Source organism: Flavobacterium sp. (assembly GCF_024710485.1).
Lineage (GTDB): Bacteria > Bacteroidota > Bacteroidia > Flavobacteriales > Flavobacteriaceae > Flavobacterium.
Genome location: NZ_JANJUQ010000030.1, coordinates 43221 through 68836, shown reverse-complemented (window position 1 = coordinate 68836; position 25616 = coordinate 43221). Strand labels below are relative to the sequence as shown.

Genomic DNA, 25616 nt, shown 5'->3' with positions numbered 1-25616 from the left:
TAAAAACTCGTTTGGTTATTCGTAACCGGACGAGTTTTTTTTTACTTTTAAACCAAATTAAAAATCATGGTCACTTCAAAAACAATTGCACTGGGAATCGTTAAAGGTGTTGGAATACTAGTTTTGGCTGCCTTGGTCTTGTATTTTCTGTACCAAATTCAGGCAGTCATTATCTATTTGGTAGTTGCCTTCATTTTGACCTTGATAGGTAATCCGATACTTGATTTTTTCAAAAGACGATTAAAATTCAGCCATCTTATGGCAACCATAGCCACTTTGATGATCTTTTTATTGATGATCTTCGGTTTAATACTGATGTTTGTTCCTTTGATAGCCGACCAAGGCAACAATCTTTCACTGCTGAACACTGCTGAAATAGAGAAGAATTCGTTGGAACTCCTTAATAAAATAGCCTTATTTTTAGAAAGCCATAACATCGATTCCAAGGCACTTTTTAAAGAAGCCGACATCAGTTCACGATTAAATTTTAATTTTATTCCTAACCTATTCAACGCCATAATTGGCACTATAAGCTCTTTTGGAATTGGCGTAGTTTCAGTCTTGTTTATTACGTTCTTCTTCCTCAAAGACCGTATTGCTTTTATTGTAAGCGCTAAAGCGTTGATTCCCGATGCTCAAGAGGATAAAATCTTAAATTCTTTAGACAAGATTTACAACTTACTGTCGCGCTATTTTATCGGACTATTAATTCAACTTTCCATAGTATTTGTTTTATATCTCATAGTCCTTTTAATTTTCGGAGTGCAAAATGCGCTGGTCATAGCTTTTTTATGCGCCATTTTGAATATAGTGCCCTACATCGGACCTTTGATTGCCTCAGTGGTTGCGGCCATTTTAACCATGTTAGGCAATTTGGGCAGTGATTTTCAAACCCATATGTTGCCGTTAACCATTTATGTCATGATTGGGTTTTGGATAGTACAATTGATAGACAATAATGTCACCTCTCCCGTTATTTTTTCCAAAAGCGTAAGTTCTCATCCGTTGGAAATTTTCTTAATAGTACTCATTGTAGGCTATCTTTTCGGTATCATCGGAATGATTATTGCCATTCCGTTGTACACCATATTGAAAGTTTTCGGCAAAGAATTTTATCCCGAAAATAAAATCATCCAACAGCTAACCAAACACATTTAGGATGGATCATGCCATAATGACCAAGGTTGTGCAAGATTTCATCAACCAAAACATATCGGTAGACATTTCAAAGTTAGCTTTGCAAAAAAATCCCTTTACGGAAGCCAATTGGACATTAGTTTTACAACAAATAGTAGCCAAACAAAAGGCAGAAAGCAAACTACCGACTTGGTTTGCTACCCAAAACATCTATTATCCGAGTAAAGTTTCTGTAGAGCAAACATCTTCAGAGCCTACGGCGAAATACAAATCGGAATTGATTTCGGGCGAAAAACTTATTGACCTGAGCGGTGGATTTGGAGTAGATGATTTTTATTTCGCCAAACAATTCAAAGAAGTAATCCACTGTGAAATCGATGCGGATTTATCCGAAATTGTACGTCATAATTTTGAACAATTAAAGATTGCTAACATCAGTTGTGTTTCGGGTGACAGTGAAGCTACTTTGGAGAGATTAAACACTAAATTCGATTGGATGTACATCGATCCTTCCAGAAGAAACGAAGCCAAAGGCAAAGTATTCATGCTTAAAGATTGTTTGCCGAATGTACCGGAAAAACTTGATTACTACTTTCGTTTTACTTCGAATTTGATGATAAAAACCGCACCAATCCTTGATATAACAGCCGGTTTAATCGAATTGAAGAATGTCAAATCCATACACATTGTTGCGCTGGAAAATGAAGTTAAAGAGTTGTTGTGGATTATTGAAAAAGAATGGAATCAAGCGCCGGAAATTATTACAGTCAATTTAACCAAAGAGAAAATCGAAACGTTCAACTTTGTTTGGAACTCGGTTGCAACAGCCAATTATGGTCAACCCGAGGCCTATTTATATGAACCTAATGCTGCCATTATGAAATCGGGTGGATTTGATTGGATATCAATGCAGTTTAACCTACAAAAACTACATCCACATTCGCATTTATACACTTCTGAATCCGTGATAGCCTTTCCCGGCAGGATTTTCAAAATCGACCAAACAATCCCCTACCACAAGTTAGAAATGAAACTATTGGCCAATCAAAAAGCCAATATCACCGTGAGAAATTTTCCGGATTCTGTAGAAAACATACGCAAGAAATGGAAAATTAAAGATGGAGGAAATTGTTATTGTTTTTTTACTACCGATATAAATAATCACAAAATAGTTTTACTTTGCAGCAAATTGTAACCGACTTATGAAAAGATTATTTTTTGCCCTACTATTACTCTTTAGCTTTACTACTTATGCCCAACAGCCTTGTGAAATTGACCAAGACATTAAGGACAGTTTGGGAACCTATAAATCTACCAAATCCTATATTATTTTCGAACGAAGTTTTGCCGGAAACTCAACCAACATCTTCTTTTCTTTGTCTAACAACAATGGCCTTTTAAGCTTAGAAGCTCAGTTTTTACAGAGAAGTCAGGACTTCATAAAAGCAACTTGCTTAGACAATAGTTCTAAGATTTTTTTGCAATTGGCTAATGGAAAAATTGTGACATTATTATACGCTGGCAGTGATACTTGCGGAACTCTGATTGTAGGAGATGACAAAATCAATAACCGAGTGATGTCGGGTAATTTTGTGTTTGCTAAAGAAAATTTTGAAGACTTAAGAACCTCAGCCGTAACTTTTATGCGGGTAAAGTTTGCAGGAGAAACTGTTGATTATCCATTCCGAACGGAGTTGACAGCAGAAATAGACAAAAAAACATACCGTCCCGAAAACTACTTTATCAACAATCTGAAATGCATCGAAAATTAATCGTTGCAACGCCATTTTAAATTAGACACTTCATCGGCGGCACTATTATTCAGGTTATAATGCCACCATTCTGAGTCGAACGGCTTAAAATTAAACTGCAGCATCACCGCTTTCAAGAATTCCCGGTTGGACAAGATTTCCGCGGAAAGTTCTGTGTAATTATGTCCGGCTTCGGGACCGAAAAAATCAAATCCTGTCCCCATATTCAACTCTGCTCCTGTCGAATCAACCAATGTGATATCAACAGCACCTCCTTTATTGTGTATCGAACCCTTTTTCGGATTGGCGACATAAGTCGGATTAGGTACTAATTTCCACATCTTTTTTTGAATCGCTAACGGTCGGTAACAATCGTACAATTTAATTCGGTAGCCCTTTGCCATAAAAGCTTGATTGGCTTGCAGTAAAGACTTTATAGTTTTGACTCTCAAGAAACACTCGTCACAAGGATAAACTTTCTCTTTCAAAAAATTATCCGCTGTAGCATATTTCATATCAAACACAAAATCGTTGCTATAATTTTTCAGATTAACAAAGGCATTGTCATCAGTTTCTTTATTGATATCCAATAAAACAGTAACTTTTTTGGAATCCAAATACGCCGATTTACAAGACACTAAAATGATAACTGAGAATAGTAATAGTAATTTCTTCATGATTTAATGGTATCCCTGCTAAAGTTTGCCAACATAATCCAATTCATGATTAGCCATAAATTTGCCATCACTACTCCCGGAATTTTAAAGTATTTATATAGATTGACTTCTTTTACAATTGGGAAAACAGTTAGTCCTCATTCGAAAAAGCAACATCTCCCTTCCAATTCATAAAACCTCCTTCCAAATTATAGGTATTTTCAAACCCCATTTGATTCATGATTTGGCAAGCTTGCGCGCTTCGAGCACCGGCTTTACAATACACATAATAATTTTTGGATTTGTCCAATTCGTCCACAGCATAAATAAAACCCTGCCCTTTGTAAATATCTATATTGATAGCTTTGGGAATGTAGCCTTCATTGCATTCTTCAGGTGTTCTGACATCCAAAATAACCGCATTAGGGTCTCTTTCCAATTGTGCTTTCCAATCTTGTTGTGATAAGTTGATCATAATAGTAAGTATTAGCTCAACAAATATAACGCTTTTCTATGTTGCGTTAAACCTTTCAAAAGCCCACTACTGTAGCATTTTTAAAAAATTAACAAAAAAATAACAAAACATTTGTATATACAAATAAAAAACCCTTTACATTTGTACCTACAAATATTGTAATAGTAATTATGAAAATCGAAGAAGTCATAAAATCAAATGTAGCGTTGAAAGATGCCAAAAAGGTGATTTTAAATATCATGTATGCACAAAACGTCATTAATGATAAGTTCAACGAAATTCTGAAACCTTATGACCTGTCAGGAGAACAATACAATGTGTTGCGTATTTTGAGAGGACAAAAAGGCAATCCGGCTAATATGTGCATTATACAAGAACGTATGTTGGCCAAAAACAGCAACACTACCCGATTGATTGACAAGTTATTACTTAAAGATTTAGTTACTCGTGAAGTTTGTCCGGATAACCGTCGTAAAATAGAAGTTTTAATTACCCAAAAAGGATTGGATATTTTGACTGAACTAGATCCGAAAGTAGACAACCATGAACAACTTTTTGCCAATAACCTGACTGAAGATGAATTGCAAAATTTGAATAACTTATTAGAAAAATACAGAACAATTAATTAACCCTTTGCTATGAGTAACTTTATTAAAAATGCCAACTGGCGTTATGCCACTAAAAAGTTCGATTCTTCGAAGAAAGTTTCGGATGAAGACATGAAAATCTTAAAAGAAGCCGTGCGTTTGAGTGCTTCCTCTTACGGTTTACAACCCTACAAAATTATTTTCGTTGAAAATCCGGAATTGAGAGCAAAATTACAACCGGTTGCTTGGGGACAATCCCAAATTACAGAAGCTTCTCACCTATTGGTATTTGCTAACATTACCAACTTTGGTGCCACAGAAATTGACGCTTACATTAACAGTGTGGCTGCAACACGAGGTTTACCGGTTGACACCTTACAAGGCTACAGTGATTTTATGAAATCAAAAATCACTACGCTTCCGGCAGAACAAAGAAATATTTGGACCTCAAAACAAACTTACATTGCTTTAAGCAACCTTTTGAATGCTGCTGCAGAGCTTAACATTGATGTTACACCTATGGAAGGTTTCGAACCTGAAAAAGTGAATGAAATCCTAGGCTTGAATGAAATGGGCTTGAACGCAAGTCTTATCGCTACCATCGGCTACCGCCACGCAGATGATGCTACGCAAAGCTACCCTAAGGTACGCAAATCAGAACAAGAATTATTTATCAATTTATAATCTATAACTAAATTTATTACAATGAAAAATTTAAAAACAATTGCCTTAGCCTTATTTGTAGCATTAGGAGTTTCAACAGCTTCTGCTCAAAACAAAAAAATCAACACGGAAAAAAGTTCTATCAACTGGGTTGGTAAAAAAGTAACCGGAGAACACAGCGGAACTATCAACTTCCAAGAAGGAATGTTGATTTTTAAAGGTAAAAAAGTAGCCGGAGGTAACTTTACAGTAGACATGACTTCTATCAACACTACCGATTTAACCGGAGAGTGGAAAGCTAAATTAGACGGACACTTGAAAGCCGATGATTTCTTCGGGACTGACAAATTCAAAACTGCAACTTTAAAATTTACTAAAATTGCTGATAAAGGAAACGGTGTTTACGGTGTTACAGCCGACTTAACTATCAAAGGAATCACCAAACCAATCAACTTCGATTTGAACGTAAAAGGAAACTCTGCTTCTGCTAACTTAGTAGTTGACCGTTCTAAATACGACATCAAATACGGTTCTAAAAGCTTCTTTGAAGGTTTAGGAGACAAAACCATTTACGATGATTTCGAATTAAAAGTAAACTTGGTATTTTAATTACGGGAAACATTGTTATGAAATCAAAACCTCGATTAATTTCGAGGTTTTTTTTATTTTTAGTTTGGAAATTCAAAAGCACTTGACTAATTTTGTTCAAAACAATAACAAATGAACAACATTTTAAACAATACTTGGTGGTGGAATACTTTACGTCGAACGTCGTGAATTAGTCCGCTATGAGTATATTTTAAAATCTAAATATCCAAAAAGGCTTGTCATTCACGACAAGCCTTTTTTTATGCCTAAAAATTACACTATGAAAAATTATCCGCTTTACACTCGTTACAAATCCATCCTTGCCGATACCATCACTCCGGTGAGTGTGTATTTGAAAATCCGCGATAAATTCCCCAACAGTATTTTGCTCGAAAGCAGCGATTATCACGCTTCCGACAATAGTTTCTCGTACATCTGTTGCAATCCGATAGCGACTATCACATTGAAAAACAACGTACTAACACAAAGCTTTCCCGATGGTGAATCATCGGTCATTACTGTTAATGCTGATACTGATATCGTTCGCGAACTGGAAACATTTGTGACTCGTTTCAAGCCTGAGCCAAACCAATTCAAATTCATCAACAACGGATTATTTGGTTATATCGGTTATGATGCGGTTCGATATTTTGATAAAATTGACATCCGCAAAAAGACCGGCGATTTGGCGATACCGGATTTGTTTTACGCCGTATACCAAAACATTATCGCCATCAACCATTTCAAAAACGAAGCCTATATTTTTTGCCACAGCACCGACAATTCGGACAATACTGCCGAAATAGAAAAACTCATCCAAACCAAAACGTTTGCCAGTTTCCGTTTCTTTAAAGAAGGTCATTCGCATTCCAATTTAACCGATGCCGACTTCAAAGCGATGGTTACTTTGGCCAAAAAGCACTGTCACCGCGGCGATGTATTCCAATTGGTCTTGTCCCGAAGATTTACGCAAACCTTCAAAGGTGACGAATTCAACGTGTATCGAGCCTTGCGCAATATCAATCCTTCCCCTTATTTGTTTTATTTCGATTACGGGAATTTCAAGATTTTCGGTTCTTCGCCCGAAGCCCAATTGATCGTGAAAAACAATCGTGCCGAAATCCATCCGATAGCTGGAACTTTCAAACGAACCGGTAACGACGAGCGCGATGCTGAACTAGCCAAAAAACTAGCCGAAGACCCGAAAGAAAACAGTGAGCATGTGATGTTAGTCGATTTAGCGAGAAATGATTTGAGCCGCAATTGCTCTAATGTCACGCTGGAAAAATACAAAGAAGTGCAATTTTTTTCACACGTCATTCACCTCGTGTCCAAAGTCTGTGGCCATTTAAAAGATACCACTATACCATTGATAGCAAATACGTTTCCGGCTGGTACTTTAAGTGGTGCTCCAAAACATAAAGCCTTACAACTGATTGAACAAATCGAACGCACCAACCGAACTTTTTACGGTGGCGCCATTGGTTTTATGGACTTCGAAGGCAACTTCAATCATGCCATTATGATTCGTACTTTCCTCAGCAAAAACCACCAATTGCACTACCAAGCCGGAGCCGGAATTGTAGAAAGTTCTTCAGAAGAAAACGAAACACAAGAGGTATACAACAAACTAAACGCATTAAATAAAGCATTAGAATTAGCAGAAACCCTTTAACTTTACAACATGAAAATAGCCGTTATCGACAACTACGACAGCTTCACTTACAATTTGGTTCATTATCTGGAAGATTTGAACGCTACGGTGACTGTCTTTCGCAACGACGAACTCGAATTGGAAGAACTGGAATCTTTCGACAAAATCCTTCTTTCTCCCGGTCCGGGCATACCTGATGAAGCCGGTTTACTCAAACCCATCATTGCTCAATACGCCGCAACCAAAAGCATTTTAGGCGTTTGTTTAGGCCAACAAGCCATAGGCGAAGTCTTCGGCGGCAACCTAATCAATTTAGAGAAAGTGTATCACGGCGTGGCTTCTACAGTCAAACCTACTACTAGCGATGAATCCCTTTTCAATGATTTACCGCTAGAATTTGAAGTAGGACGCTACCATTCTTGGGTAGTTAATACCAATGATTTTCCGGAAGTTTTGGAAATCACTTCCACCGATGAAAACGGCCAAATTATGTCACTCCGACATAAAACGCTCGACGTGAAAGGCGTCCAATTCCATCCCGAAAGCGTACTCACGCCACACGGCAAAACCATCTTAAAAAACTGGCTTAACGCTTAGTTTACTGTCTGCCCAACGTTGACAGTAATCTTTTTATGCTGTCGATGCTTTCGGCAGTTCACCTAAACTAAGTTACTATGAAATCCATACTCAATCGATTAATCAATCACGAAACCCTCAGTAAAGAGGAAGCTAAAACCGTTTTAGTTAATATTTCCAACGGACAGTACAATCCGAGTCAAATCGCATCCTTTTTAACGGTTTACATGATGCGAAACATCACTATAGAAGAACTTTCAGGCTTTCGAGAAGCGCTTTTGGAACTTTGCATTCCCGTCGATTTTTCGACTTACAACACCATCGATTTATGCGGCACCGGTGGCGACGGCAAAGATACATTCAACATTTCTACACTAGCCTCTTTTGTTACAGCCGGCGCGGGAATTCAGGTTGCCAAACACGGCAACTACGGCGTTTCTTCCATTTCCGGCTCCAGTAATGTAATGGAAACTTTGGGCGTAAAATTCAGCAATGACAAAGCTTTTTTAACCAAATGTTTGGAAGAAGCCAATATCGCCATTTTACACGCGCCTTTATTCCATCCGGCTATGAAAAACGTGGGTCCGATTCGGAAGGAATTAGGCGTTAAAACCTTTTTTAATATGTTGGGACCAATGGTCAATCCGTCGTTTCCAAAACATCAATTGGTGGGCGTTTTCAGTTTAGAATTGGCTCGAATGTATGCCTATCTCTACCAAAACACCAATATAAACTACACTATTCTTCACGCTTTAGACGGTTTTGACGAGATTTCCCTAACCGCGGATACCAAAGTCATTACTAAAGCAACCGAAAAAATAATCAGTGCCTCCGATTTCAATCTTAATCCGGCGACATTTGAAGACCTCAAAGGCGGCACTACTGTGACTGAATCGGCTCAAATCTTCATGAACATCATTTCCGGCCATGGTACTAAAGCCCAACAAAATGCGGTTTGCGCCAATGCCGCTTTAGCCATAGCTACCGTGGAAAACTGCAGTATTCCTGAAGCTTTTGCTAAAGCGGAAGCCAGTTTGCAATCGGGTAAAGCATTAGAAAAATTACAAAAACTTCAAAAAATCAGTCAATTAGCATGAATATTTTAGACCAAATCATAGCGCACAAAAAAAGAGAAATAGCCTTGAAGAAAAGCGTTGTTTCTGTAAATCAGTTAGAAAACAGTGAGTTGTTCAACAGCCGAACTATTTCTTTAAGCAAGTCGGTACTGCATTCGCCTTTCGGCATTATTTCCGAGCATAAACGCTGTTCACCTTCTAAAGCCACTATCAACCATCATTTATCCTTGGAAGATATAGTAAAAGGTTATGAAAATGCCGGAGCGAGTGGGATTTCGGTATTAACAGATACGAAGTTTTTTGGCGGTTCTTTAGACGATTTGGTGTTGGCAAAAGCCAGTGTCAAAACACCTGTATTGCGCAAAGAATTCATTATTGACGAATACCAAATCTTAGAAGCAAAAGCCTATGGTGCCGATGCCATTTTGCTGATTGCTTCGGTATTAAGTCGAGAAGAACTTAAAACACTTACTGCATTCGCACATTCCATCGCCCTGGATGTTTTGCTGGAAGTACACAACCAAGCGGAATTAGACAAAAGCCTGATACCCGGATTAGATATGATTGGCGTGAACAACAGAAATCTTAAAACTTTTGAAGTGCGTTTGGATACCAGTTTAGCCTTAGTTGATAAAATTCCGAATGATTTTGTAAAGATTTCCGAAAGCGGTTTACACTCTACAGAAGCCATAAAACTACTCAAAAGCGCGGGATTTAATGGCTTTTTGATAGGAGAAGCTTTTATGAAAACCAACAATCCGGGAGCCGAACTGGCAACCATAATCAAACAATTAAAAGCAATATGAAAATCAAAATATGCGGTATGAAATACCCGGAAAACATTCAGGAAATTGCGGCTTTACAACCCGATTATTTGGGCTTTATCTTTTATGATAAATCGCCTCGATTCATGCTGAATGAAATTCCGGCCTTGGAAAAACCTATTGCTAAAGTAGGTGTTTTTGTAAACGCTACACAACCCAAAATCGAAGCAAAAGCAAGACAATACCAATTGGAATTCATCCAATTGCACGGTGAAGAAAGTCCGGATTTTTGCCGTTCCCTTCAACAACTAAAACTTAAAGTAATAAAATCGTTTAACATAGATAAACAATTTAATTTTAATATTTTAGAAAAATATAAAAACTATTGCGACTACTTTTTATTTGACACCAAAGACCAACAATATGGCGGCAACGGAACGGTATTCGATTGGAAACTTTTAGAGCAATATCATTTGCCCAAACCATACTTTCTAAGCGGCGGAATCGGACCCGAAAGCATTTCAGATTTGAAAGACTTCCTTTCTACAGCTGCCGCTCATTATTGTTACGCCATCGACCTAAACAGTCGGTTTGAAACGCAACCCGGGCAAAAAAATCCGGAAACCCTAAAAACATTCCTCAAAAAAATCAAAGAACAGCTATGAAAACCACGTACAACGTTAACGAAAAAGGCTTCTACGGCGAGTTCGGCGGCGCTTTTATCCCCGAAATGCTTTACCCTAATGTTGAAGCCTTGCGCCGACAGTATTTAACCATCACCAACGAACCTTCGTTTCAAGACGAATTTAAAGCGCTTTTACGGGATTATGTCGGTCGCCCAACACCGCTTTATTATGCCGAACGCTTATCAAAGCAATTTGACACTAAAATCTACCTCAAACGCGAAGACTTATGTCATACCGGCGCGCACAAAATCAACAACACCATCGGCCAAATCTTACTAGCCAAAAGATTAGGCAAAACCCGAATCATCGCTGAAACCGGAGCCGGACAACACGGTGTTGCCACTGCAACAGTTTGTGCTTTAATGGGTTTGCACTGCATAGTATATATGGGCGAAGTTGACATCCAACGCCAAGCTCCAAATGTGACTCGCATGAAAATGCTCGGTGCCGAAGTTCGAGCAGCAGTTTCAGGCTCAAAAACCTTGAAAGACGCCACTAACGAAGCTATTCGTGATTGGATCAGCAATCCTGAAGATACTTTTTACATCATTGGATCTGTGGTTGGTCCGCATCCTTATCCCGACATGGTAGCTCGCTTTCAGAGCGTTATCTCAACAGAAATCAAACAGCAACTGTTAGAAAAAGAAAACCGTGACAACCCGGATTACGTCATCGCTTGTGTGGGCGGCGGAAGCAATGCAGCCGGTGCTTTTTATCATTTTTTAGAGGAAGAAAAAGTGAAATTAATTGCCGTAGAAGCCGCGGGAAAAGGCATTCACAGCGGAGAAAGTGCCGCTACCTCAGTATTGGGCAAAACAGGTGTTATCCACGGTAGCAAAACGTTATTAATGCAAACGAATGACGGACAAATCACAGAACCGTACTCTATTTCAGCCGGATTGGATTATCCCGGAATTGGTCCGCTACACGCGCATTTGTACCAGACCAAAAGAGCTGAATTTATCGCCATAACCGATGAAGAAGCGATGCAAGCCGGAATAGCATTAGCACAAACAGAAGGCATCATTCCTGCCATAGAAACCGCTCATGCTTTTGCCGTTTTAGAGCAAAAAAAATTCCGACCGGAAGACATCGTTGTCATCAATTTATCCGGGCGCGGCGACAAAGATTTGAACACTTACATTAACTATTTTAACTTATAAAAAATGAACCGAATACAACAACAATTAGCCGCTAAAAATAAAATTCTATCTGTTTATTTTACAGCAGGTTTTCCTAACGTAAACGATACTAAAAGTTTAATAGAAGAATTAGCCCGAAACAAGGTAGATATTATCGAAATCGGACTGCCTTTCAGCGATCCTTTGGCCGACGGCCCAACGATACAATCAAGCTCTATGCAAGCCTTGCAAAAGGGCATGACTACGACTTTACTTTTTGAGCAATTGAAAGACATCAGAAACACAGTGGATATTCCCTTAATCATTATGGGGTATTTTAACCCAATGCTGCAATTTGGGATAGAAAACTTCCTGAAGGCTTGCCGGCAAACCGGCATTGACGGCTTGATTATCCCGGATTTACCACTGGAAGTCTATCTTTCTGATTATAAGAAACTTTTCGAATCTTATGACATTCAAATGACATTCCTAATCACGCCGCAAACCTCAGAAGAAAGAATCCGACTAATTGATGATAATTCTAATGCTTTTATTTACATGGTAAGCAGCGCTGGCGTAACCGGAAGCAAAGACCAATTTGAAGAAAATCAGCTGCAATATTTTGAAAGAATTGCTCGAATGAATTTGAAAAATTCGCAATTAATTGGCTTCGGCATCAGCAACAAAATCACTTTTCAACAAGCCATAAAACACCAAAAAGGAGCTATAATCGGGAGTAGTTTTATCCAATTCATCAGTAAAAACAAAATATCCGATGTAAAAAATTTTATCGATAATATACTTTAGATAATTTTATTTATACAACTGAAAAACAATTTTATAATTACTTACTATAAGATTTATCTATAAGTGTTTTTATCTTCAAAAATATGTTAAAATTGATTTAAACAAACGTTTAATTTAAACAGTTGTTTAATTTTGCACTCGAAATTTATTCATGACACATATGACAGATTTTAACGAAAAGCAAATCGAAATACTTCAGGTTGCAGAAAAGCTCTTTGCCGAAGAAGGATTTGATGGTACTTCGGTTAGGGATATTGCCAAAAAGGCGAATATCAATATTGCGATGATTTCGTATTATTTCGGTTCCAAAGAAAAGTTGCTGGAAGCTTTAGTCATTTATCGCATCAAAGCGATGAGCATGCACTTGGAGAATTTGTACCAGAAAAACATTTCGCCTTTGGATAAAATCGACAAGCTCATCGCCTACTACATCCAACGCGTACACCAAAATCGCAGTATTTACCAAATTCTGCACTTCGAGTTATCAAACAATAAAAGAGAGATTAACCTACAAGCCTTTACCGAAGTCAAAAAAAACAACCTCCGATTTCTGGAAAACATCATCAAAGAAGGCCAAGACCAAGGCGTTTTTCAACCCAATATCAATGTGACTTTATTGCCTACCATTATCCTGGGCAGTTACATTCACATGCACATGAACAAAGTGTATTACAAAGAAATCCTGAATTTGAATACGGAAGCCGACTTTGAACACTATGTGCATACCGAACTCACCGCCCACATTCAGAAAACCATAAAGGCATTGCTGGTTTTTGATTCGGATCACCGATAAACCAAGCCATGTTCAACACAAACAATAACAAAATGCAACACATGAAAACACAAGCTTCTCTTCTATTTCTCTTGGCTCTTCTGAGTTTAGGCACAGGATATGCCCAAGAGAAAAGAAAGTTGACTTTGAAAGAAGCCATCGAAATGGCCGTGCAAAACAGTACTTCTGCAGAACTGGCTACTACAAAAGTAAAAAGCGCCGAATTGGCGTTGGCCAATACCAAAAACAATCAGTATCCCGGTACCAAAATCTCAGGGCAATACATGCGCCTGTCGAGTGCCAATGTAGAATCCAATTTACAATCGAATACCAATTCAGAACCTGCTGCGCCACTTAAAGTAGATCAATTACTGTTAGGTCAAGCCAATGTGACAATGCCGATTTTTAGCGGTTTTAAGCTTAAGAACAGCATCAAAACATCGGAAAGCTTATACCAAGCCGAAACCTTCGCCAAAAAGCACTCTAATGAAGCCTTAGGATTGGAAGTAGTAGAATTGTTCGCTTCGCTTTACAAAGCCCAACAAATGACACTGCTGATAGCCGATAATTTGAAAACTGCGGAACAAAGGGTAAAAGACTTTACTGCGATGGAAGAAAACGGTTTAATTGCCCGAAACGATTTGCTTAAAGCCCAATTGCAGGTATCCAACATAAAACTGGCCTTAGACAATGCCAAAAAGAACGCTGCGGTGGCCAATTACCAACTCATCACTTTATTAAAACTGCCGGAAAGTACGGTGGTTGATATCGATATTGAAGCCATCAAAAAAGACATGGCGGCTCATCCGTACCAAAAATCGGAAGGTGAACGAAACGACCTCAAAGCCTTATCGCTGAAAAAAGCAGCAGCGGAAAGCGAGATTAAAGTCGCCAAAAGCAACTACTATCCTTCCCTAGCCCTAAGCGGTGGTTACATTGCGCTAGACTTGAACAATGTGTTAACCGTAACAAATGCCATGAACTTCGGGTTGGGCTTTTCGTATGATTTGTCGAGTATTTTTAAAAACGGCAAGCAAGTGCAATTTGCCCAAAGCAAAGCCAAAGAGACTTCTTTAGCGTTAGAGCAACTGAACGAACAAGTAAAAGAAGACGTATTTCAGGCCAATGAAAACTACAACTTATCACTCAAACAAAGTGCCGTTTACGATGAAGCCGTAGCCCAAGCTTCGGAAAATTATCGCATTGTAAAGGACAAATACGACAACAGTTTGTCGACCACCAATGATTTACTGGAAGCCGATTTTGAACAACTTCAGGCGCAAATTAACCAAGCGCTCTCGAAAGCCGATGTGGCTCAGAAATACTACGAACTGCAATTTGCTTCGGGACAATTACTGAATTCTTTACAACTCACTCAAAACTAAATACAGCCATATGACAGCTACAAAAACCAATAGAAAATTCACACTCATTTTCATTGCATTCCTGATACTCGGAATTGCTTACGGAGGGTACAAATACATCCACTCATTATCGCATGAAACCACTGACGACGCTCAAGTGTCTAAAAAAATGAACCCTATTATCCCCAGAGTTGGCGGTTACATTAGTCAGGTTTTGGTGAGAGACAATGCCATGGTTAAAAAAGGTGACACGCTGTTCATCATTGACAACAGCGATTTTTTGGTTAAAGTAGCCGAAGCCAAAGCTGCTTTGGTTGCCGCCGAAAACAGCTACGAAGCCGCTAAAGCTGATATTGCTACCTCAGAAGCCAATGTTGCCGTTTCAGATGCCAATGTAAAATCGGCTACCGGAACCATAGAAACCGCTAAAATAAGATTGCGCAGAGCTACAGCCGATTTCGAGCGCTACAACAACTTGTACAAAAACCGTTCAATTACCAAACAGCAATTTGAACAAGCGGAAGCGGCCAAACAAGAAGCAGAAAGCCAACTGCGTATTTTACAAGAGCAACAAAAAGCTTCGGCTTATCAAAAATCCGTAGCCTCGGCCAAAACCAATGTGAGTAACAAACAGGTTTTAGTTGCCGAAGCCAACGTTAAAAAAGCCAAAGCCTTGTTGGATGCAGCCCATTTGAACTTATCGTATACTGTTGTAAAAGCTTCTATTGACGGTCAAGTTTCAACCGTAGACATGCAACCCGGACAATTAGTCCAACCCGGACAATCGTTGTTTTACATCATTAACAACCAAGAAACTTGGGTAGTGGCCAATTTTAAAGAAACCCAACTAGACAAAATGCGTGTGGGTCAGCAAGTAAAATTGAAAATCGATGCGTTTCCGGGCACCGAGTTTGAAGGTGAAATCACTTCCTTCTCTCCGGCTACCGGTTCTAAATTCTCCCTTTTACCTCCTGACAATGCCAGCGGAAACTTTGTAAAAACCGTACAACGACTTCCGGTTAGAATCAACTTTACCGCTAATAACGATGCGGCAAAACTGCAATTGTTACGTTCGGGTATGAATGCCGAAGTGGATGTTATTTTGAAGTAAGTAAAGAAGGAAAAGACCCTTCGACAAGCTCAGGGCAACAAAAGTAAGAGATAAGAACAACTCATAATTCATAATTCATAATTCATAATTCATCGTTAAAAAAAATGGCAACAGCAGTCGTTCAGGAAGATTTGGTTGAATATGGCTTTCGCAGGGTAATTATCACCATTACCGCAGTACTTTGTGCGCTGTTGGAAATTGTAGACACAACTATCGTTAACGTAGCACTCAACAACATGCGAGGCAGTTTGGGCGCGTCTTTAACCGATGTGGCTTGGGTAATAACGGCTTATGCCATTGCCAATGTCATTGTGATTCCGATGACGAGTTGGTTGTCGCAACAATTTGGCCGAAGAAACTATTTTGCCGCTTCAATTATCATTTTTACGGTAGCTTCTTTTATGTGTGGCAATGCCGATAATATATGGGAATTGGTGGTGTTTCGATTCATACAAGGTTTGGGTGGCGGTGCTTTGTTAGTGACAGCACAAACCATCATTACCGAAAGTTATCCGGTTGAAAAACGCGGTATGGCTCAGGCTATTTATGGTATGGGTGTAATTGTGGGTCCTACTTTGGGTCCGCCTTTAGGAGGTTATTTGGTTGATCATTTTTCATGGCCCTACATTTTCTATATTAATGTGCCGATAGGAATTGTTGCAACACTTTTGACTTTATCGTTTGTGCGAAGTCCGAAATATGGTGAAAAGCTTAAATCGAATCAAGTGGATTGGATTGGGATTGTTTTGCTGTCGGCTTTCATCGGTTCGCTCCAATATGTTTTAGAACATGGTCAGCAAGACGATTGGTTCAATGACGAATGGATTGTGAGATTATCAGTACTGAGCGTTGTTGGTTTGTTTTTCTTTATATGGCGACAATTGACTTATGCTTATCCGATAGTAAATTTAAAAGTTCTCAAAGATAGCAACCTGCGTGTTGGTGTAGTGATGAGTTTTATTATGGGATTTGGATTGTATGGTTCCACTTTTATTATTCCGATTTACACCCAATCTATTTTAGGTTGGACGGCCACAGATGCCGGATTGCTCTTGGTGCCGAGTTCAATTACGGTAGCAGTGATGATGCCGTTTATCGGTAAACTGATTCAGCGCGGTGTTCCGCAAACTTATTTAGTGGCCATGGGCTTTTTATCGTTCTTTATTTTCACCTATTGGATGCACAACATCATGACGCCGGATACAGGTGAAGAACACATGTTTTGGCCGTTAATTGTCCGCGGATTGGGATTGGGACTCTTGTTTGTGCCCATCACGACTTTATCGCTTTCGGGCTTGAAAGGCAAAAGTATAGGAGAAGGAGCCGCTTTTACGGGAATGATGCGACAATTGGGTGGTTCGTTCGGGATTGCCATTATCACAACTTTCTTGACACGTTTCGGACAAGAACATCGTGTTAACTTGATTGGTTATTTAGACCCTACCCGAGTGGCCGTTCAGGAAAAGATAAGCGGTTTACAAAACGCCTTTATGGCCAAAGGATACAGCGCTGAAATTGCCTTGCAAAAAGCTTACAAAGTTTTAGAATTAGGCGTTACCAAACAAAGTACTGTGCTTTCGTATATGGATGTGTTCCTGTATTTGGGTGTTTTATTCTTGTTTTGCATCCCCTTTATCTTATTAATCAAGAAAGGTAAAAACAAAGTCAACCCAAGCGAAGCCATGCACTAAAACACTCTTTTACAAGTTATTAACAAACTGCATTGATTTTAGAAACAATTTCCTAAATTTGATTAACACTGTCAAAATCAACCAACTAAAATCAAACGATCATGGGACTTTTTAATAACCGAGAAAAGAAACTCATTACAGAGCTTCACCAAAAGAGCGAAAGTCACCTACAAGAAATCAGTAAAGAAATTGATGACTTGCTCGAAGACTTGACTACTGAGTATAATGAAAACCAAGAAGTGGTTAGTGAGTTCTCTAATTTTGTCGAAGAACTGCAAAACAAGTTGAGTCCGGAAGATGCTAAAAAACTACTGGACTTTTCCTTTCGCCTCACCCGGGTAAAACGATGCGCAAAAAAAGGAGTAGAAGCCATGCGCGAGTTGGCCCGTGACCAACGCAAGATTAGCAGGGAAAACAGTTTGGAATACCAAGAGTATTATTATATGCGATAAAAAAAGCCCTACACAGGGCCTTTTTTATTTTGTCACACCTTCAAACACTCACCGTTTCATCAATCGCTGTAAAAAATAGAATATTGTATTTGTGAATCAACAGCGTTTGGAAGTTGGTGCTGTATTAGTCTAAGTTGTCACCATTGACGGCTTAAGTAGGGCTATGGATGGAAGTTGCCATAAGGAAGATCTGAAGAAGACTTCTCAAAAGAAATATTAAGAATAAATAGAGAAATTACAGCATTTTAGTCCAAAAATATTACTTTAGCGAGTAATGAGTAATTTAATGCTTACTTATTACAACAGTAGCATCTGAAGATTATTATTTCTTGTATAACAACAAAAAATGTACAATCGTTTCAAAATCATGACAAAGTATGGCCATCATCCATCCTCACATTAATTTTAATGGAAATGCCGAAGAAGCGTTTACTTTTTACCAATCGGTATTTGGAGGAGAGTTTTCAAAAATCATTCGTTTTAAAGACTTTTCAAGTGCCGAATTTCAGGTAAAAGAACATGAAGCCAATAAAATAATGTACATTGCCTTAGCTATTGGTCCAAACCTATTAATGGGAAATGACGTTCCCGAAATTTTGGGGACAACCAATGAAAATGAACATCGCAGTAAAATTTCAATCAGTGCTGAAAGCAAAGAAGAAGCCAATAAATTATTTAATGGTTTGTCGGCAGGCGGACAAATCGAAATGCCTTTAGTCGAAAGCCCTTTGGGTACTTGCTTCGGAATGTTTAGAGACCGATACGGCATCGAATGGATGATTAATTTCGATTCGAATGATGCTGTGGCACTGTAAATTACTCATAATCTTATATTCACAAGCTTAATCTTTAACCTTTTTAACTGATGAACAGCTTAATAAAACTTATTTCACTTGCAGTAAGCTTACTTTTCTTAATCAGCTGTAACAACCCTAAAAACGACTCTCCTAAGGTGTTATTGCTAGGCACTGTTCACAACCCTACCAAAAACGTCACTGCCGATTCTATTTATGACATCCTGCAAAAATTTAAACCTGATATTATTTTGATGGAATTGGACTCGACCTTTTTTTACGAAGACTTTACGTATAAATTTCTGTTCAATGGAAATGAAATGGTTGCAACCACCCGATATAAAATGCAGCATCCTGAGGTTCAACTAAGACCTATCGAATTTGAAGGAAGGGAAACTTACCGAGATCAAATTGGCATATATCCCGAAATAACCCTTGAATTTGGCAGTATTTTACAACAATTATCCCAAACCAACAGACTTAACAACAACGAAAAAGAGTACCTAAGAAAATTGTTTTATTATGACAGTTTGAATACCCGATTGAAAGAAGCAAAGCTGAGTGTTATTAATAATCCGAAAACTGACTTAATCGTGGATAGTTTAAACCATTACAAATATCTAAAGCTTAAGCAGATATCCGATAATCATGTTATATTTAAGACTACAAAACTTTTAGATGCAAAAAAAGACTCTGTGTCAGTCAAAGAAAACTTTGATTTGTATGTGGATTTTGAAATGAACCAGAGAAATAATGCCCTAGCCAACAATTCTATTGCCATCATCAAGCAAAATCCGAACAAGAAAATCATTATCTTGGTTGGATTTGCTCACAAATCCTTTATCCTTAAAGCTTTCAAAAAACAAGGTATTCTTTGTAAATCAGCACCTTGAAAATGACCTTCACATTGTAGAGCGTTCTATTTTAAAGATGATTCAACAGGGATTATAATCCTGTAATTCTAAAATTATTGGACATTATAGAGTATAAATTGCTTTTCTGTAATTGATTCCCCAATTGGCCATTTCATCAATTACCGGTGCCAATGTTTTACCGTACTCGGTTATCGAATACGAAACCGTAACAGGCTTGGTATTGTGAACGGTTCGGGTAATCAAATTATTCATTTCTAAATCCCTGAGTTCTTTGGATAGCATTTTGGTTCCGATACCATTTATCTCTCGCAGCAAATCCATGAATCCCAATGTATTGCCTTCGATTAGAGTTCCCAAAATATGAAATTTCCATTTTCCCGACAACAAACTCATTGTATCACTTATGGCTTGCATTCTGACTTTACAAACAGGAGTAGCATTAATGTGTGCTTCTTTTTTCATTTTTAATCGGTTTTTATCCTTTGGTAAAAGTACTATTTAGCTAAGTAGTTTCCAATAGGAAAGTACTTTCCAAAGGGAAATTGATAGTTTAAATTTTACATCGGTCATTTACCTTTACACCACTAATAATGGAAAACAAAATCAGAGCTTAGCTCCCGAACTGTATTAATCCAACGAAGATGGCGTACAAGCAACACCATTTTGCAAGATTACTCCCTGTATTAGAAAACGTTTGCTAAAAATGATTCTGAAAAAACTAATTGTACTATTAATTCTCTTGGCTGACATCAATGGCCAAGCCCAAACGAGCCCAAAAATGGAACATCAAAATCATCCGCTGATATGCGACCCTACTGAAGGGATTTGCGGCACACCCAACAGCACCAATACTCAAAAAAATGCTCAACAAAACAGCCAAAAATTGATAACCATTGTTTATTTTACCGACCCAATTTGCTCGTCTTGTTGGGGTATTGAACCACAATTGAGAAAGTTAAAATTAGAATACGGTAGTTCTGTTCAAATTGATTACCGAATGGGTGGATTACTCCCAGATTGGAGTTACAACAATGGCGGAATTAGCAAACCCTCTGATGTGGCCCATCATTGGGACGAGGTAAGTCACTACTACGATATGCCTATTGATGGTGATGTTTGGTTAACCGACCCTCTGAGTTCCTCTTATCCGCCTTCTATCGCTTTTAAGGCAGCACAACTGCAGGATCAAGACAAAGCCCTCCTTTTTTTAAGAGCTCTGAGAGAAATGGTTTTTCTAAAGAAGATTAACATTTCAAAATGGGAGAATATGGAAGTCGCTGCTCAAAGTGTAGGATTGAACACTAAACAACTAAAGACAGATTACGAAAGCAAAGCCAAATTGCTTTTTGAACAAGACTTAAAATTAGCTCGAGAGTATGGTGTTCGAGGTTTTCCTACTTTATTCTTTAGTAACTCAGCCGGTGAAAAAGAAGTCGTTTATGGTTCAAAACCATATCCCTTTTATGAAACCGCGATTTTAAAACTATCACCGGAGACAAAAAAAAGCGAATACTCTAAAAATTGGGAAACACTATTTTCAAAGTACAACTCATTAACCGCAAAGGAATTCAGTGAATTATCGGGAACACCAAGAACGGAGAGTGAAAAACTTTTAAATGAACTAGCGGCCAAAGGCATTTTGAAAAAGCTAACTACCAAAAACGGTTCAATTTGGACATTGATTCATAACAATCATTAAGAAAACAGCTCAACAGATTGTTTTATTAAGCTGTTGACCTCACTGATTGCTCTTTCTTAACGTGTAAACACCAAAGTATTCCCTTTGCTCAAATTGGCATCAAAAGCATAGCCTTCGTAGTTAAAACCTTTTAAATCATCTAGAGTTTCGGCATTAGTATCTATAATATAACGCACCATTAAACCTCTTGCCTTTTTGGCAAAAAAGCTAATCATTTTGAGTTTGTCGTCTTTGTAATCTTTGAATTCAGGAGTAATTACGGGTACTTTTAACGCTTTGGCATCAACCGCGCTAAAATATTCGTTACTGGCCAAATTGAGGAACAACTCGTCTTTTTGCAATTCATCGTTCAAAGCCTTGGTGATGGTTTTCTTCCAAAACTCATACAAGTTTTTGTTTTTCCCTACCGGCATAGCCGTACCCATTTCCAAACGGTAAGCCTGCATTAAATCGAGTGGTTTAAGCAAACCGTATAACCCTGATAAGATTCGGAGTTTATCTTGCAAAACGCTTAACTTATCTTCCGGCAAGGTATAAACATCCAATCCGGTATACACATCACCATCGAAAGCATAAACCGCTTGACGCGCATTGTCGGGCGTAAAAGGAACATGCCAATCTTGATTGCGTTGCCAATTGAGTTCGGCTAACTTTGAAGAAATATCCATCAATTCCGACAGTTGGTTAGGCTTCTTCTTTTTTAAAGTATTCTGAATGGTAGCCGCTTGCTTTAAAAACTGCGGTTCAGTATGCGTTGTTACCGGAACCGTTTTTTCATAGTTCAACGATTTGGCAGGGGAAATAACAATTTTCATAGTACTTTTTTTTAGCATCTCAAAAATACAAATTCGACAATGAAATTATTCGGTAAAAAATGAATAGTTTCAATAGTTATATCAACAGAATTGATATTATCAAAATGTTAATCTGTTAGGCGCTTTAGTGAGAAAAAAGTATTTTGCCAATTCAAAAAAACACTATGCGAAAAACAATCATCCTCCTCAGTATTTTGTTTCTTGCTTCCTGTAAAACCCAAAAAAGCATCACTGAAACAAAGGTAGCCGAAAAAAGAGCTGCCGTGATTTTAAAACCTGAAGAAGTAGCAATCGTCAAGAAAGACAGGGCATATGAGTTAGGCAAAAGAGTACTTGAAGCCTGTAACACGTCTCGATTTAAAGCTTTTACAACAATAGAAGCAACAGACAAAGTTATTGCCAATGCCACTGCCGAAAAAATATCAGCTACTTGTCAGAAAATCATCTTGAGAAACGGAAAATTCATCGGTCTAAATTTGATTGAAATTGTGCACAACGAACTCACGGATGAGTATTTTTTCAGGTACGACATCAAGTATGAAAAACCACTTTTTAAACGAGAACTGCGTGTCACTATTAACTCCGACAATAAGGTCTCGGCCATTTCAACCAAGGAAATAAAAAGCAAACCCTTTTAAAAACATTTGGTCAAATTGCTCCTTTTATCGTAAATTAACACCATTAAATATTATACGCACTTAAAACAACATCTTTATATGAATTCACTTTGGGAAAAAATCATTATTGAAACTATGCTCAAAAAACCGCGAAAAAAAAGCGGTAAGAGCGAAAATTACACTAAATACGAATTGGCCAAAGGCTATCGAGAGTTTATTATATTGGCCAAAAGAAACTCCAAAGATTTCATATTGATTACCCTAGGTATTTTCTCAGCTTCATTTGGATTCAAAGGTTTTTTATTAACCAATCATTTTATTGATGGCGGTGCAACCGGAATCTCTTTACTATTAGCTTTCCTTACAAAAATCCCTTTATACTTGCTTATCATTGGCGTAAACCTGCCGTTTATCATTATGGGATATAAAGTGATGGGAAAAGCATTCGCTATCAAAACAGCTTTAGCCATCTCCGGTTTGGCCGTTTGTTTGGCTACTGTTACTTTTCCTAATGTTACCAACGATAACTTATTGGTAGCCATATTTGGAGGTTTCTTTCTGGGCGCCGGTATCGGATTATCCGTTCGAGGTGGTGCTGTGATTGATGGCACTGAAGTATTGGCGATATTCCTCAGCAAGAAATTCGGCACGACCATTGGGGATATTATTGTAATGATAAACATTGTTATTTTCTCTACGGCAGCTTATTTCTTAGGAATTGAAGTTGCATTGTACTCAATGATTACCTATTTAGCTGCTTCCAAAACTTTAGATTTTATAGTAGAAGGTATTGATGAATACATAGGCGTAACTATAGTGTCTTCAAAAAGCAATGAAATCCGTCAGATGATTATTGAGGTGATGGGACGAGGTGTTACGGTTTACAGCGGAAAACGTGGTTACGGTAAGCGAGGCGAAACCAAAGAAGTCGATATTATTTACACGGTCATAACTCGTTTAGAGCTCAATAAACTTAACACCGAAATTGAAAAAATTGAGCCCGATGCTTTTGTGGTCATGAACAGTATCAAAGACACTAAAGGCGGTATGATTAAAAAAAGACCTCTAAAGCATTAATTCTGTGATAAAACCGGAGATATTTTTACTGATACTTTGTTTGGCAATGACAAGTTGCTGCGGAAGTAAAAGCGCCATCGCCAAAAGTAGCGAATCTGCCTTATACGATACTACTTGGGAGTTAGAATACTTATCGGAAAGCCAAAAAGATTTTAAAGAAATGTATCCGGACAGGAATCCGTTTATTCAACTTAAAAAAGCGAATAGTCAGTTTAGCGGTAATACCGGGTGTAATGATTTCGGCGGAACATACCATCAGAAAGTCAATGCCGTCCGATTTGAAATACAGCGAACAACCATGGCTTATTGTGAAAGCGGTGGTGAGGAGGCTTTTCTGAAAATGCTCAGCCAAATTAATCGCTTTGCCATAGATAACGACGGAAAATTACTCTTACTGACTGATGACGTTCCAATGATGCGTTTCAAGAAAATCAATCCCGATAAATCCTAAACCAATGAAAAAATATCTCACGCTGGCCTTTTCGATTTTACTTTTAGGGAGTTGTCAAAAAAAAGAAACAACTATTCCTGAAACAGTGCCGGAGATTAAAAATGTTACCACAACAAAATCAAATAATGCTGGAAATTGCTATAAGGCCAATATGAAAGGGAACATTGTAGAACTTCAATTGGAAGCCTTATCTAAAAACACCGAAGGAACATTGACTTATGCTTTCACCGGTCAAGCTGTTTCCCACGGAAGGTTCAAAGGACAATGGCAAAAAGACTTGTTAATTGCTAATTATACCTTTCAATCGGAGGGAAAAATCAAGGAACTACAAGTTGTTTTTAAACTAGTCAAAGACCAATTGGTTGAAGGTTATGGCGAACGGGCTAAAAACAGTACACAGTTTAAAGATATTTCAAAACTTTCCTTTAATTATAACATGCCTTTAAAAAAAGTTAACTGTCCGTAAGCACCATGAAACACCGAGAGCAAACCCGTAAAGAAGAATTAGCCAATGCCCTAACGCACGGCTTAGGCGTTTTGCTTTGTCTTTTGGCTATGCCGGTGGTGCTGACCCTTACTTTTGACCCGAATGACTTGACTACTTTTTATGCTATTACTGCTTTTGCAGTGGGTGTATTATTGGTTTACAGTTCCTCAACTTTATACCATTTTGTTCAGGAAAAGAAAATTAAAAACAGTCTCAAAATTGCCGATCACATCAGCATTTACTTTCTTATAGCCGGCACCTATACGCCGCTGATGATAAAATATCTCCCCTCTTCTACCGCATTTGTTTTTCTGACTGTGATGTGGACAGTGGTCTTTTTAGGTACATTGTTCAAAATTTTCTTCATTCATAAATTGAAATGGTTTTCGGTCATTGTTTATTTGGTTATGGGCTGGATGATTGTATTTGTAATCAAACCTTTGATACAAAATGTACCACTGGACGTTTTTTGGTGGATTATAGGTGGTGGATTAAGCTACACAGTCGGTGTTTACTTTTATGTTAAAAGTTACAAGCTTTACTTCCACGCCATTTGGCACGTTTTTGTTCTGCTTGGAACGATACTGCATTTCGTTGCTATTTGTAAAAGCATATGACATTGAATTTGTTAACCATTTTTTAATGCATTTACAACAAATACTTTAATGGTGTTTATTACTTTTAAATAAAACAAAACACCATGGAAATCAATTGGATAATTATCGGAATTGTTGCAGCATCCGTTTTGGGTTTAGTCCTTTATTTGGTCAAACAAAACCAAAAAGACAAACAAAAAGTTACCGAACATTTTAATGCCAATCCCACTGAACTTTCTGAGGAAGAAGAATTAAACAACGAAAGATAAAAGAT

The 25616-nt window shown here is 38.1% G+C and carries 31 protein-coding genes; 27 read left to right on the top strand and 4 right to left on the bottom strand.

From position 1 onward, the window contains the following. The first annotated feature begins 66 nt into the window (after positions 1-66). The 3 genes from Q0M21_RS07005 to Q0M21_RS06995 are packed head-to-tail and all read left to right on the top strand — an operon-like array spanning position 67 to position 2909. Positions 67-1158: an AI-2E family transporter gene (locus tag Q0M21_RS07005; RefSeq protein WP_295336203.1), complete on the top strand. Its 1092-nt coding sequence runs from the start codon at positions 67-69 to the stop codon at positions 1156-1158. A 1-nt stretch (position 1159) separates the two neighbouring features. Then, positions 1160-2332, top strand: coding sequence for a class I SAM-dependent methyltransferase (locus tag Q0M21_RS07000; protein WP_295336200.1), 1173 nt, complete (start codon positions 1160-1162; stop codon positions 2330-2332). A gap of 7 nt (positions 2333-2339) precedes the next feature. Further along, on the top strand, positions 2340-2909 hold the full coding sequence (locus Q0M21_RS06995; RefSeq protein ID WP_295336197.1) for a hypothetical protein: 570 nt from the start codon (positions 2340-2342) through the stop codon (positions 2907-2909). Here Q0M21_RS06995 and Q0M21_RS06990 read toward each other — a convergent pair. Both Q0M21_RS06990 and Q0M21_RS06985 read right to left on the bottom strand, forming a co-directional pair. After that, on the bottom strand, positions 2906-3565 hold the full coding sequence (locus tag Q0M21_RS06990; RefSeq protein ID WP_295336194.1) for a M15 family metallopeptidase: 660 nt from the start codon (positions 3563-3565) through the stop codon (positions 2906-2908). The genes Q0M21_RS06995 and Q0M21_RS06990 overlap by 4 nt on opposite strands. Before the next feature lie 130 nt (positions 3566-3695). After that, positions 3696-4019: a rhodanese-like domain-containing protein gene (locus Q0M21_RS06985; protein WP_295336192.1), complete on the bottom strand. Its 324-nt coding sequence runs from the start codon at positions 4017-4019 to the stop codon at positions 3696-3698. Between the two features lie 170 nt (positions 4020-4189). Here Q0M21_RS06985 and Q0M21_RS06980 point away from each other — a divergent pair, with 170 nt between their 5' ends. The 17 genes from Q0M21_RS06980 to Q0M21_RS06900 all read left to right on the top strand — a co-directional run bounded on the left by Q0M21_RS06980 (position 4190) and on the right by Q0M21_RS06900 (position 19618). Next, positions 4190-4648, top strand: coding sequence for a MarR family transcriptional regulator (locus Q0M21_RS06980; protein ID WP_295336189.1), 459 nt, complete (start codon positions 4190-4192; stop codon positions 4646-4648). A 9-nt stretch (positions 4649-4657) separates the two neighbouring features. After that, a complete protein-coding gene (locus tag Q0M21_RS06975) occupies positions 4658-5290 on the top strand; it encodes an NAD(P)H-dependent oxidoreductase (RefSeq protein WP_295336185.1) in 633 nt (210 codons plus the stop codon). 21 nt (positions 5291-5311) lie between these two features. Next, positions 5312-5878 carry a YceI family protein gene (locus Q0M21_RS06970; RefSeq protein ID WP_295336182.1) on the top strand — a complete coding sequence of 189 codons (567 nt, stop codon included), beginning with the start codon at positions 5312-5314 and terminating at the stop codon, positions 5876-5878. A 259-nt stretch (positions 5879-6137) separates the two neighbouring features. Further along, positions 6138-7532 (top strand): anthranilate synthase component I family protein, encoded by a 1395-nt coding sequence (locus tag Q0M21_RS06965; protein ID WP_295336180.1) that lies wholly within the window; start codon positions 6138-6140, stop codon positions 7530-7532. Between the two features lie 9 nt (positions 7533-7541). After that, positions 7542-8108, top strand: coding sequence for an aminodeoxychorismate/anthranilate synthase component II (locus Q0M21_RS06960; protein WP_295336177.1), 567 nt, complete (start codon positions 7542-7544; stop codon positions 8106-8108). A gap of 77 nt (positions 8109-8185) precedes the next feature. Next, entirely contained in the window at positions 8186-9184 is a 999-nt protein-coding gene (trpD, locus tag Q0M21_RS06955) for an anthranilate phosphoribosyltransferase (RefSeq protein WP_295336174.1), read from the top strand. Continuing rightward, positions 9181-9969, top strand: a complete 789-nt coding sequence (gene trpC, locus Q0M21_RS06950) for an indole-3-glycerol phosphate synthase TrpC (protein WP_295336171.1) — start codon at positions 9181-9183, stop codon at positions 9967-9969. Before trpD ends, trpC begins: the two co-directional genes overlap by 4 nt. Further along, a complete protein-coding gene (locus tag Q0M21_RS06945) occupies positions 9966-10592 on the top strand; it encodes a phosphoribosylanthranilate isomerase (protein WP_295336169.1) in 627 nt (208 codons plus the stop codon). Before trpC ends, Q0M21_RS06945 begins: the two co-directional genes overlap by 4 nt. Continuing rightward, positions 10589-11776, top strand: a complete 1188-nt coding sequence (trpB, locus tag Q0M21_RS06940; RefSeq protein WP_295336166.1) for a tryptophan synthase subunit beta — start codon at positions 10589-10591, stop codon at positions 11774-11776. The genes Q0M21_RS06945 and trpB overlap by 4 nt, the downstream gene beginning before the upstream one ends. 3 nt (positions 11777-11779) lie before the next feature. After that, positions 11780-12541, top strand: coding sequence for a tryptophan synthase subunit alpha (gene trpA, locus Q0M21_RS06935; RefSeq protein WP_295336163.1), 762 nt, complete (start codon positions 11780-11782; stop codon positions 12539-12541). 151 nt (positions 12542-12692) lie between these two features. Next, positions 12693-13334 carry a TetR family transcriptional regulator gene (locus Q0M21_RS06930; RefSeq protein WP_295336160.1) on the top strand — a complete coding sequence of 214 codons (642 nt, stop codon included), beginning with the start codon at positions 12693-12695 and terminating at the stop codon, positions 13332-13334. Between the two features lie 41 nt (positions 13335-13375). Beyond that, positions 13376-14698, top strand: a complete 1323-nt coding sequence (locus tag Q0M21_RS06925) for a TolC family protein (protein WP_295336157.1) — start codon at positions 13376-13378, stop codon at positions 14696-14698. A gap of 10 nt (positions 14699-14708) precedes the next feature. After that, complete coding sequence (locus Q0M21_RS06920) at positions 14709-15788, top strand: HlyD family secretion protein (RefSeq protein ID WP_295336155.1); 1080 nt, start codon at positions 14709-14711, stop codon at positions 15786-15788. Between the two features lie 104 nt (positions 15789-15892). Continuing rightward, on the top strand, positions 15893-17479 hold the full coding sequence (locus Q0M21_RS06915) for an MDR family MFS transporter (protein WP_295336152.1): 1587 nt from the start codon (positions 15893-15895) through the stop codon (positions 17477-17479). Between the two features lie 101 nt (positions 17480-17580). Further along, entirely contained in the window at positions 17581-17931 is a 351-nt protein-coding gene (locus tag Q0M21_RS06910; protein WP_295336150.1) for a hypothetical protein, read from the top strand. 377 nt (positions 17932-18308) lie between these two features. Continuing rightward, entirely contained in the window at positions 18309-18746 is a 438-nt protein-coding gene (locus tag Q0M21_RS06905; protein WP_295336147.1) for a VOC family protein, read from the top strand. A 50-nt stretch (positions 18747-18796) separates the two neighbouring features. Then, complete coding sequence (locus tag Q0M21_RS06900; protein ID WP_295336144.1) at positions 18797-19618, top strand: hypothetical protein; 822 nt, start codon at positions 18797-18799, stop codon at positions 19616-19618. Between the two features lie 84 nt (positions 19619-19702). Here Q0M21_RS06900 and Q0M21_RS06895 read toward each other — a convergent pair whose 3' ends face one another. Then, positions 19703-20062 carry a helix-turn-helix domain-containing protein gene (locus Q0M21_RS06895; protein ID WP_295336141.1) on the bottom strand — a complete coding sequence of 120 codons (360 nt, stop codon included), beginning with the start codon at positions 20060-20062 and terminating at the stop codon, positions 19703-19705. A gap of 316 nt (positions 20063-20378) precedes the next feature. On the opposite strand from Q0M21_RS06895, the gene Q0M21_RS06890 reads away from it, so the two are divergent. Then, positions 20379-21299, top strand: coding sequence for a ClpXP adapter SpxH family protein (locus Q0M21_RS06890; RefSeq protein WP_295336138.1), 921 nt, complete (start codon positions 20379-20381; stop codon positions 21297-21299). A gap of 56 nt (positions 21300-21355) precedes the next feature. On the opposite strand, the gene yaaA is transcribed toward Q0M21_RS06890, so the two are convergent. Continuing rightward, complete coding sequence (gene yaaA / locus Q0M21_RS06885; RefSeq protein ID WP_295336136.1) at positions 21356-22114, bottom strand: peroxide stress protein YaaA; 759 nt, start codon at positions 22112-22114, stop codon at positions 21356-21358. Positions 22115-22278: 164 nt separating this feature from the next. On the opposite strand from yaaA, the gene Q0M21_RS06880 reads away from it, so the two are divergent. The 6 genes from Q0M21_RS06880 (at position 22279) to Q0M21_RS06855 (ending at position 25611) form a co-directional block, all read left to right on the top strand. Continuing rightward, entirely contained in the window at positions 22279-22752 is a 474-nt protein-coding gene (locus tag Q0M21_RS06880; protein ID WP_295336133.1) for a hypothetical protein, read from the top strand. Positions 22753-22830: 78 nt separating this feature from the next. Next, positions 22831-23808 (top strand): YitT family protein, encoded by a 978-nt coding sequence (locus Q0M21_RS06875; protein ID WP_295336130.1) that lies wholly within the window; start codon positions 22831-22833, stop codon positions 23806-23808. A gap of 46 nt (positions 23809-23854) precedes the next feature. Continuing rightward, positions 23855-24259 (top strand): META domain-containing protein, encoded by a 405-nt coding sequence (locus tag Q0M21_RS06870; protein WP_295336126.1) that lies wholly within the window; start codon positions 23855-23857, stop codon positions 24257-24259. A gap of 4 nt (positions 24260-24263) precedes the next feature. Then, complete coding sequence (locus Q0M21_RS06865; RefSeq protein WP_295336123.1) at positions 24264-24725, top strand: hypothetical protein; 462 nt, start codon at positions 24264-24266, stop codon at positions 24723-24725. Positions 24726-24730: 5 nt separating this feature from the next. Continuing rightward, positions 24731-25363, top strand: a complete 633-nt coding sequence (locus Q0M21_RS06860; RefSeq protein WP_295336120.1) for a hemolysin III family protein — start codon at positions 24731-24733, stop codon at positions 25361-25363. An 83-nt stretch (positions 25364-25446) separates the two neighbouring features. Further along, positions 25447-25611, top strand: a complete 165-nt coding sequence (locus tag Q0M21_RS06855) for a hypothetical protein (RefSeq protein WP_295336118.1) — start codon at positions 25447-25449, stop codon at positions 25609-25611. The last annotated feature ends 5 nt before the right edge of the window (positions 25612-25616 follow it).

Bases quoted from the DNA above. Each gene is read 5' to 3' on its own strand.
- Q0M21_RS07005 (WP_295336203.1), top strand. From the start codon at position 67: ATGGTCACTTCAAAAACAATTGCACTGGGAATCGTTAAAGGTGTTGGA.
- Q0M21_RS07000 (WP_295336200.1), top strand. From the start codon at position 1,160: ATGGATCATGCCATAATGACCAAGGTTGTGCAAGATTTCATCAACCAA.
- Q0M21_RS06995 (WP_295336197.1), top strand. From the start codon at position 2,340: ATGAAAAGATTATTTTTTGCCCTACTATTACTCTTTAGCTTTACTACT.
- Q0M21_RS06990 (WP_295336194.1), bottom strand. From the start codon at position 3,565: ATGAAGAAATTACTATTACTATTCTCAGTTATCATTTTAGTGTCTTGT.
- Q0M21_RS06985 (WP_295336192.1), bottom strand. From the start codon at position 4,019: ATGATCAACTTATCACAACAAGATTGGAAAGCACAATTGGAAAGAGAC.
- Q0M21_RS06980 (WP_295336189.1), top strand. From the start codon at position 4,190: ATGAAAATCGAAGAAGTCATAAAATCAAATGTAGCGTTGAAAGATGCC.
- Q0M21_RS06975 (WP_295336185.1), top strand. From the start codon at position 4,658: ATGAGTAACTTTATTAAAAATGCCAACTGGCGTTATGCCACTAAAAAG.
- Q0M21_RS06970 (WP_295336182.1), top strand. From the start codon at position 5,312: ATGAAAAATTTAAAAACAATTGCCTTAGCCTTATTTGTAGCATTAGGA.
- Q0M21_RS06965 (WP_295336180.1), top strand. From the start codon at position 6,138: ATGAAAAATTATCCGCTTTACACTCGTTACAAATCCATCCTTGCCGAT.
- Q0M21_RS06960 (WP_295336177.1), top strand. From the start codon at position 7,542: ATGAAAATAGCCGTTATCGACAACTACGACAGCTTCACTTACAATTTG.
- trpD (WP_295336174.1), top strand. From the start codon at position 8,186: ATGAAATCCATACTCAATCGATTAATCAATCACGAAACCCTCAGTAAA.
- trpC (WP_295336171.1), top strand. From the start codon at position 9,181: ATGAATATTTTAGACCAAATCATAGCGCACAAAAAAAGAGAAATAGCC.
- Q0M21_RS06945 (WP_295336169.1), top strand. From the start codon at position 9,966: ATGAAAATCAAAATATGCGGTATGAAATACCCGGAAAACATTCAGGAA.
- trpB (WP_295336166.1), top strand. From the start codon at position 10,589: ATGAAAACCACGTACAACGTTAACGAAAAAGGCTTCTACGGCGAGTTC.
- trpA (WP_295336163.1), top strand. From the start codon at position 11,780: ATGAACCGAATACAACAACAATTAGCCGCTAAAAATAAAATTCTATCT.
- Q0M21_RS06930 (WP_295336160.1), top strand. From the start codon at position 12,693: ATGACACATATGACAGATTTTAACGAAAAGCAAATCGAAATACTTCAG.
- Q0M21_RS06925 (WP_295336157.1), top strand. From the start codon at position 13,376: ATGAAAACACAAGCTTCTCTTCTATTTCTCTTGGCTCTTCTGAGTTTA.
- Q0M21_RS06920 (WP_295336155.1), top strand. From the start codon at position 14,709: ATGACAGCTACAAAAACCAATAGAAAATTCACACTCATTTTCATTGCA.
- Q0M21_RS06915 (WP_295336152.1), top strand. From the start codon at position 15,893: ATGGCAACAGCAGTCGTTCAGGAAGATTTGGTTGAATATGGCTTTCGC.
- Q0M21_RS06910 (WP_295336150.1), top strand. From the start codon at position 17,581: ATGGGACTTTTTAATAACCGAGAAAAGAAACTCATTACAGAGCTTCAC.
- Q0M21_RS06905 (WP_295336147.1), top strand. From the start codon at position 18,309: ATGGCCATCATCCATCCTCACATTAATTTTAATGGAAATGCCGAAGAA.
- Q0M21_RS06900 (WP_295336144.1), top strand. From the start codon at position 18,797: ATGAACAGCTTAATAAAACTTATTTCACTTGCAGTAAGCTTACTTTTC.
- Q0M21_RS06895 (WP_295336141.1), bottom strand. From the start codon at position 20,062: ATGAAAAAAGAAGCACACATTAATGCTACTCCTGTTTGTAAAGTCAGA.
- Q0M21_RS06890 (WP_295336138.1), top strand. From the start codon at position 20,379: ATGGAACATCAAAATCATCCGCTGATATGCGACCCTACTGAAGGGATT.
- yaaA (WP_295336136.1), bottom strand. From the start codon at position 22,114: ATGAAAATTGTTATTTCCCCTGCCAAATCGTTGAACTATGAAAAAACG.
- Q0M21_RS06880 (WP_295336133.1), top strand. From the start codon at position 22,279: ATGCGAAAAACAATCATCCTCCTCAGTATTTTGTTTCTTGCTTCCTGT.
- Q0M21_RS06875 (WP_295336130.1), top strand. From the start codon at position 22,831: ATGAATTCACTTTGGGAAAAAATCATTATTGAAACTATGCTCAAAAAA.
- Q0M21_RS06870 (WP_295336126.1), top strand. From the start codon at position 23,855: ATGACAAGTTGCTGCGGAAGTAAAAGCGCCATCGCCAAAAGTAGCGAA.
- Q0M21_RS06865 (WP_295336123.1), top strand. From the start codon at position 24,264: ATGAAAAAATATCTCACGCTGGCCTTTTCGATTTTACTTTTAGGGAGT.
- Q0M21_RS06860 (WP_295336120.1), top strand. From the start codon at position 24,731: ATGAAACACCGAGAGCAAACCCGTAAAGAAGAATTAGCCAATGCCCTA.
- Q0M21_RS06855 (WP_295336118.1), top strand. From the start codon at position 25,447: ATGGAAATCAATTGGATAATTATCGGAATTGTTGCAGCATCCGTTTTG.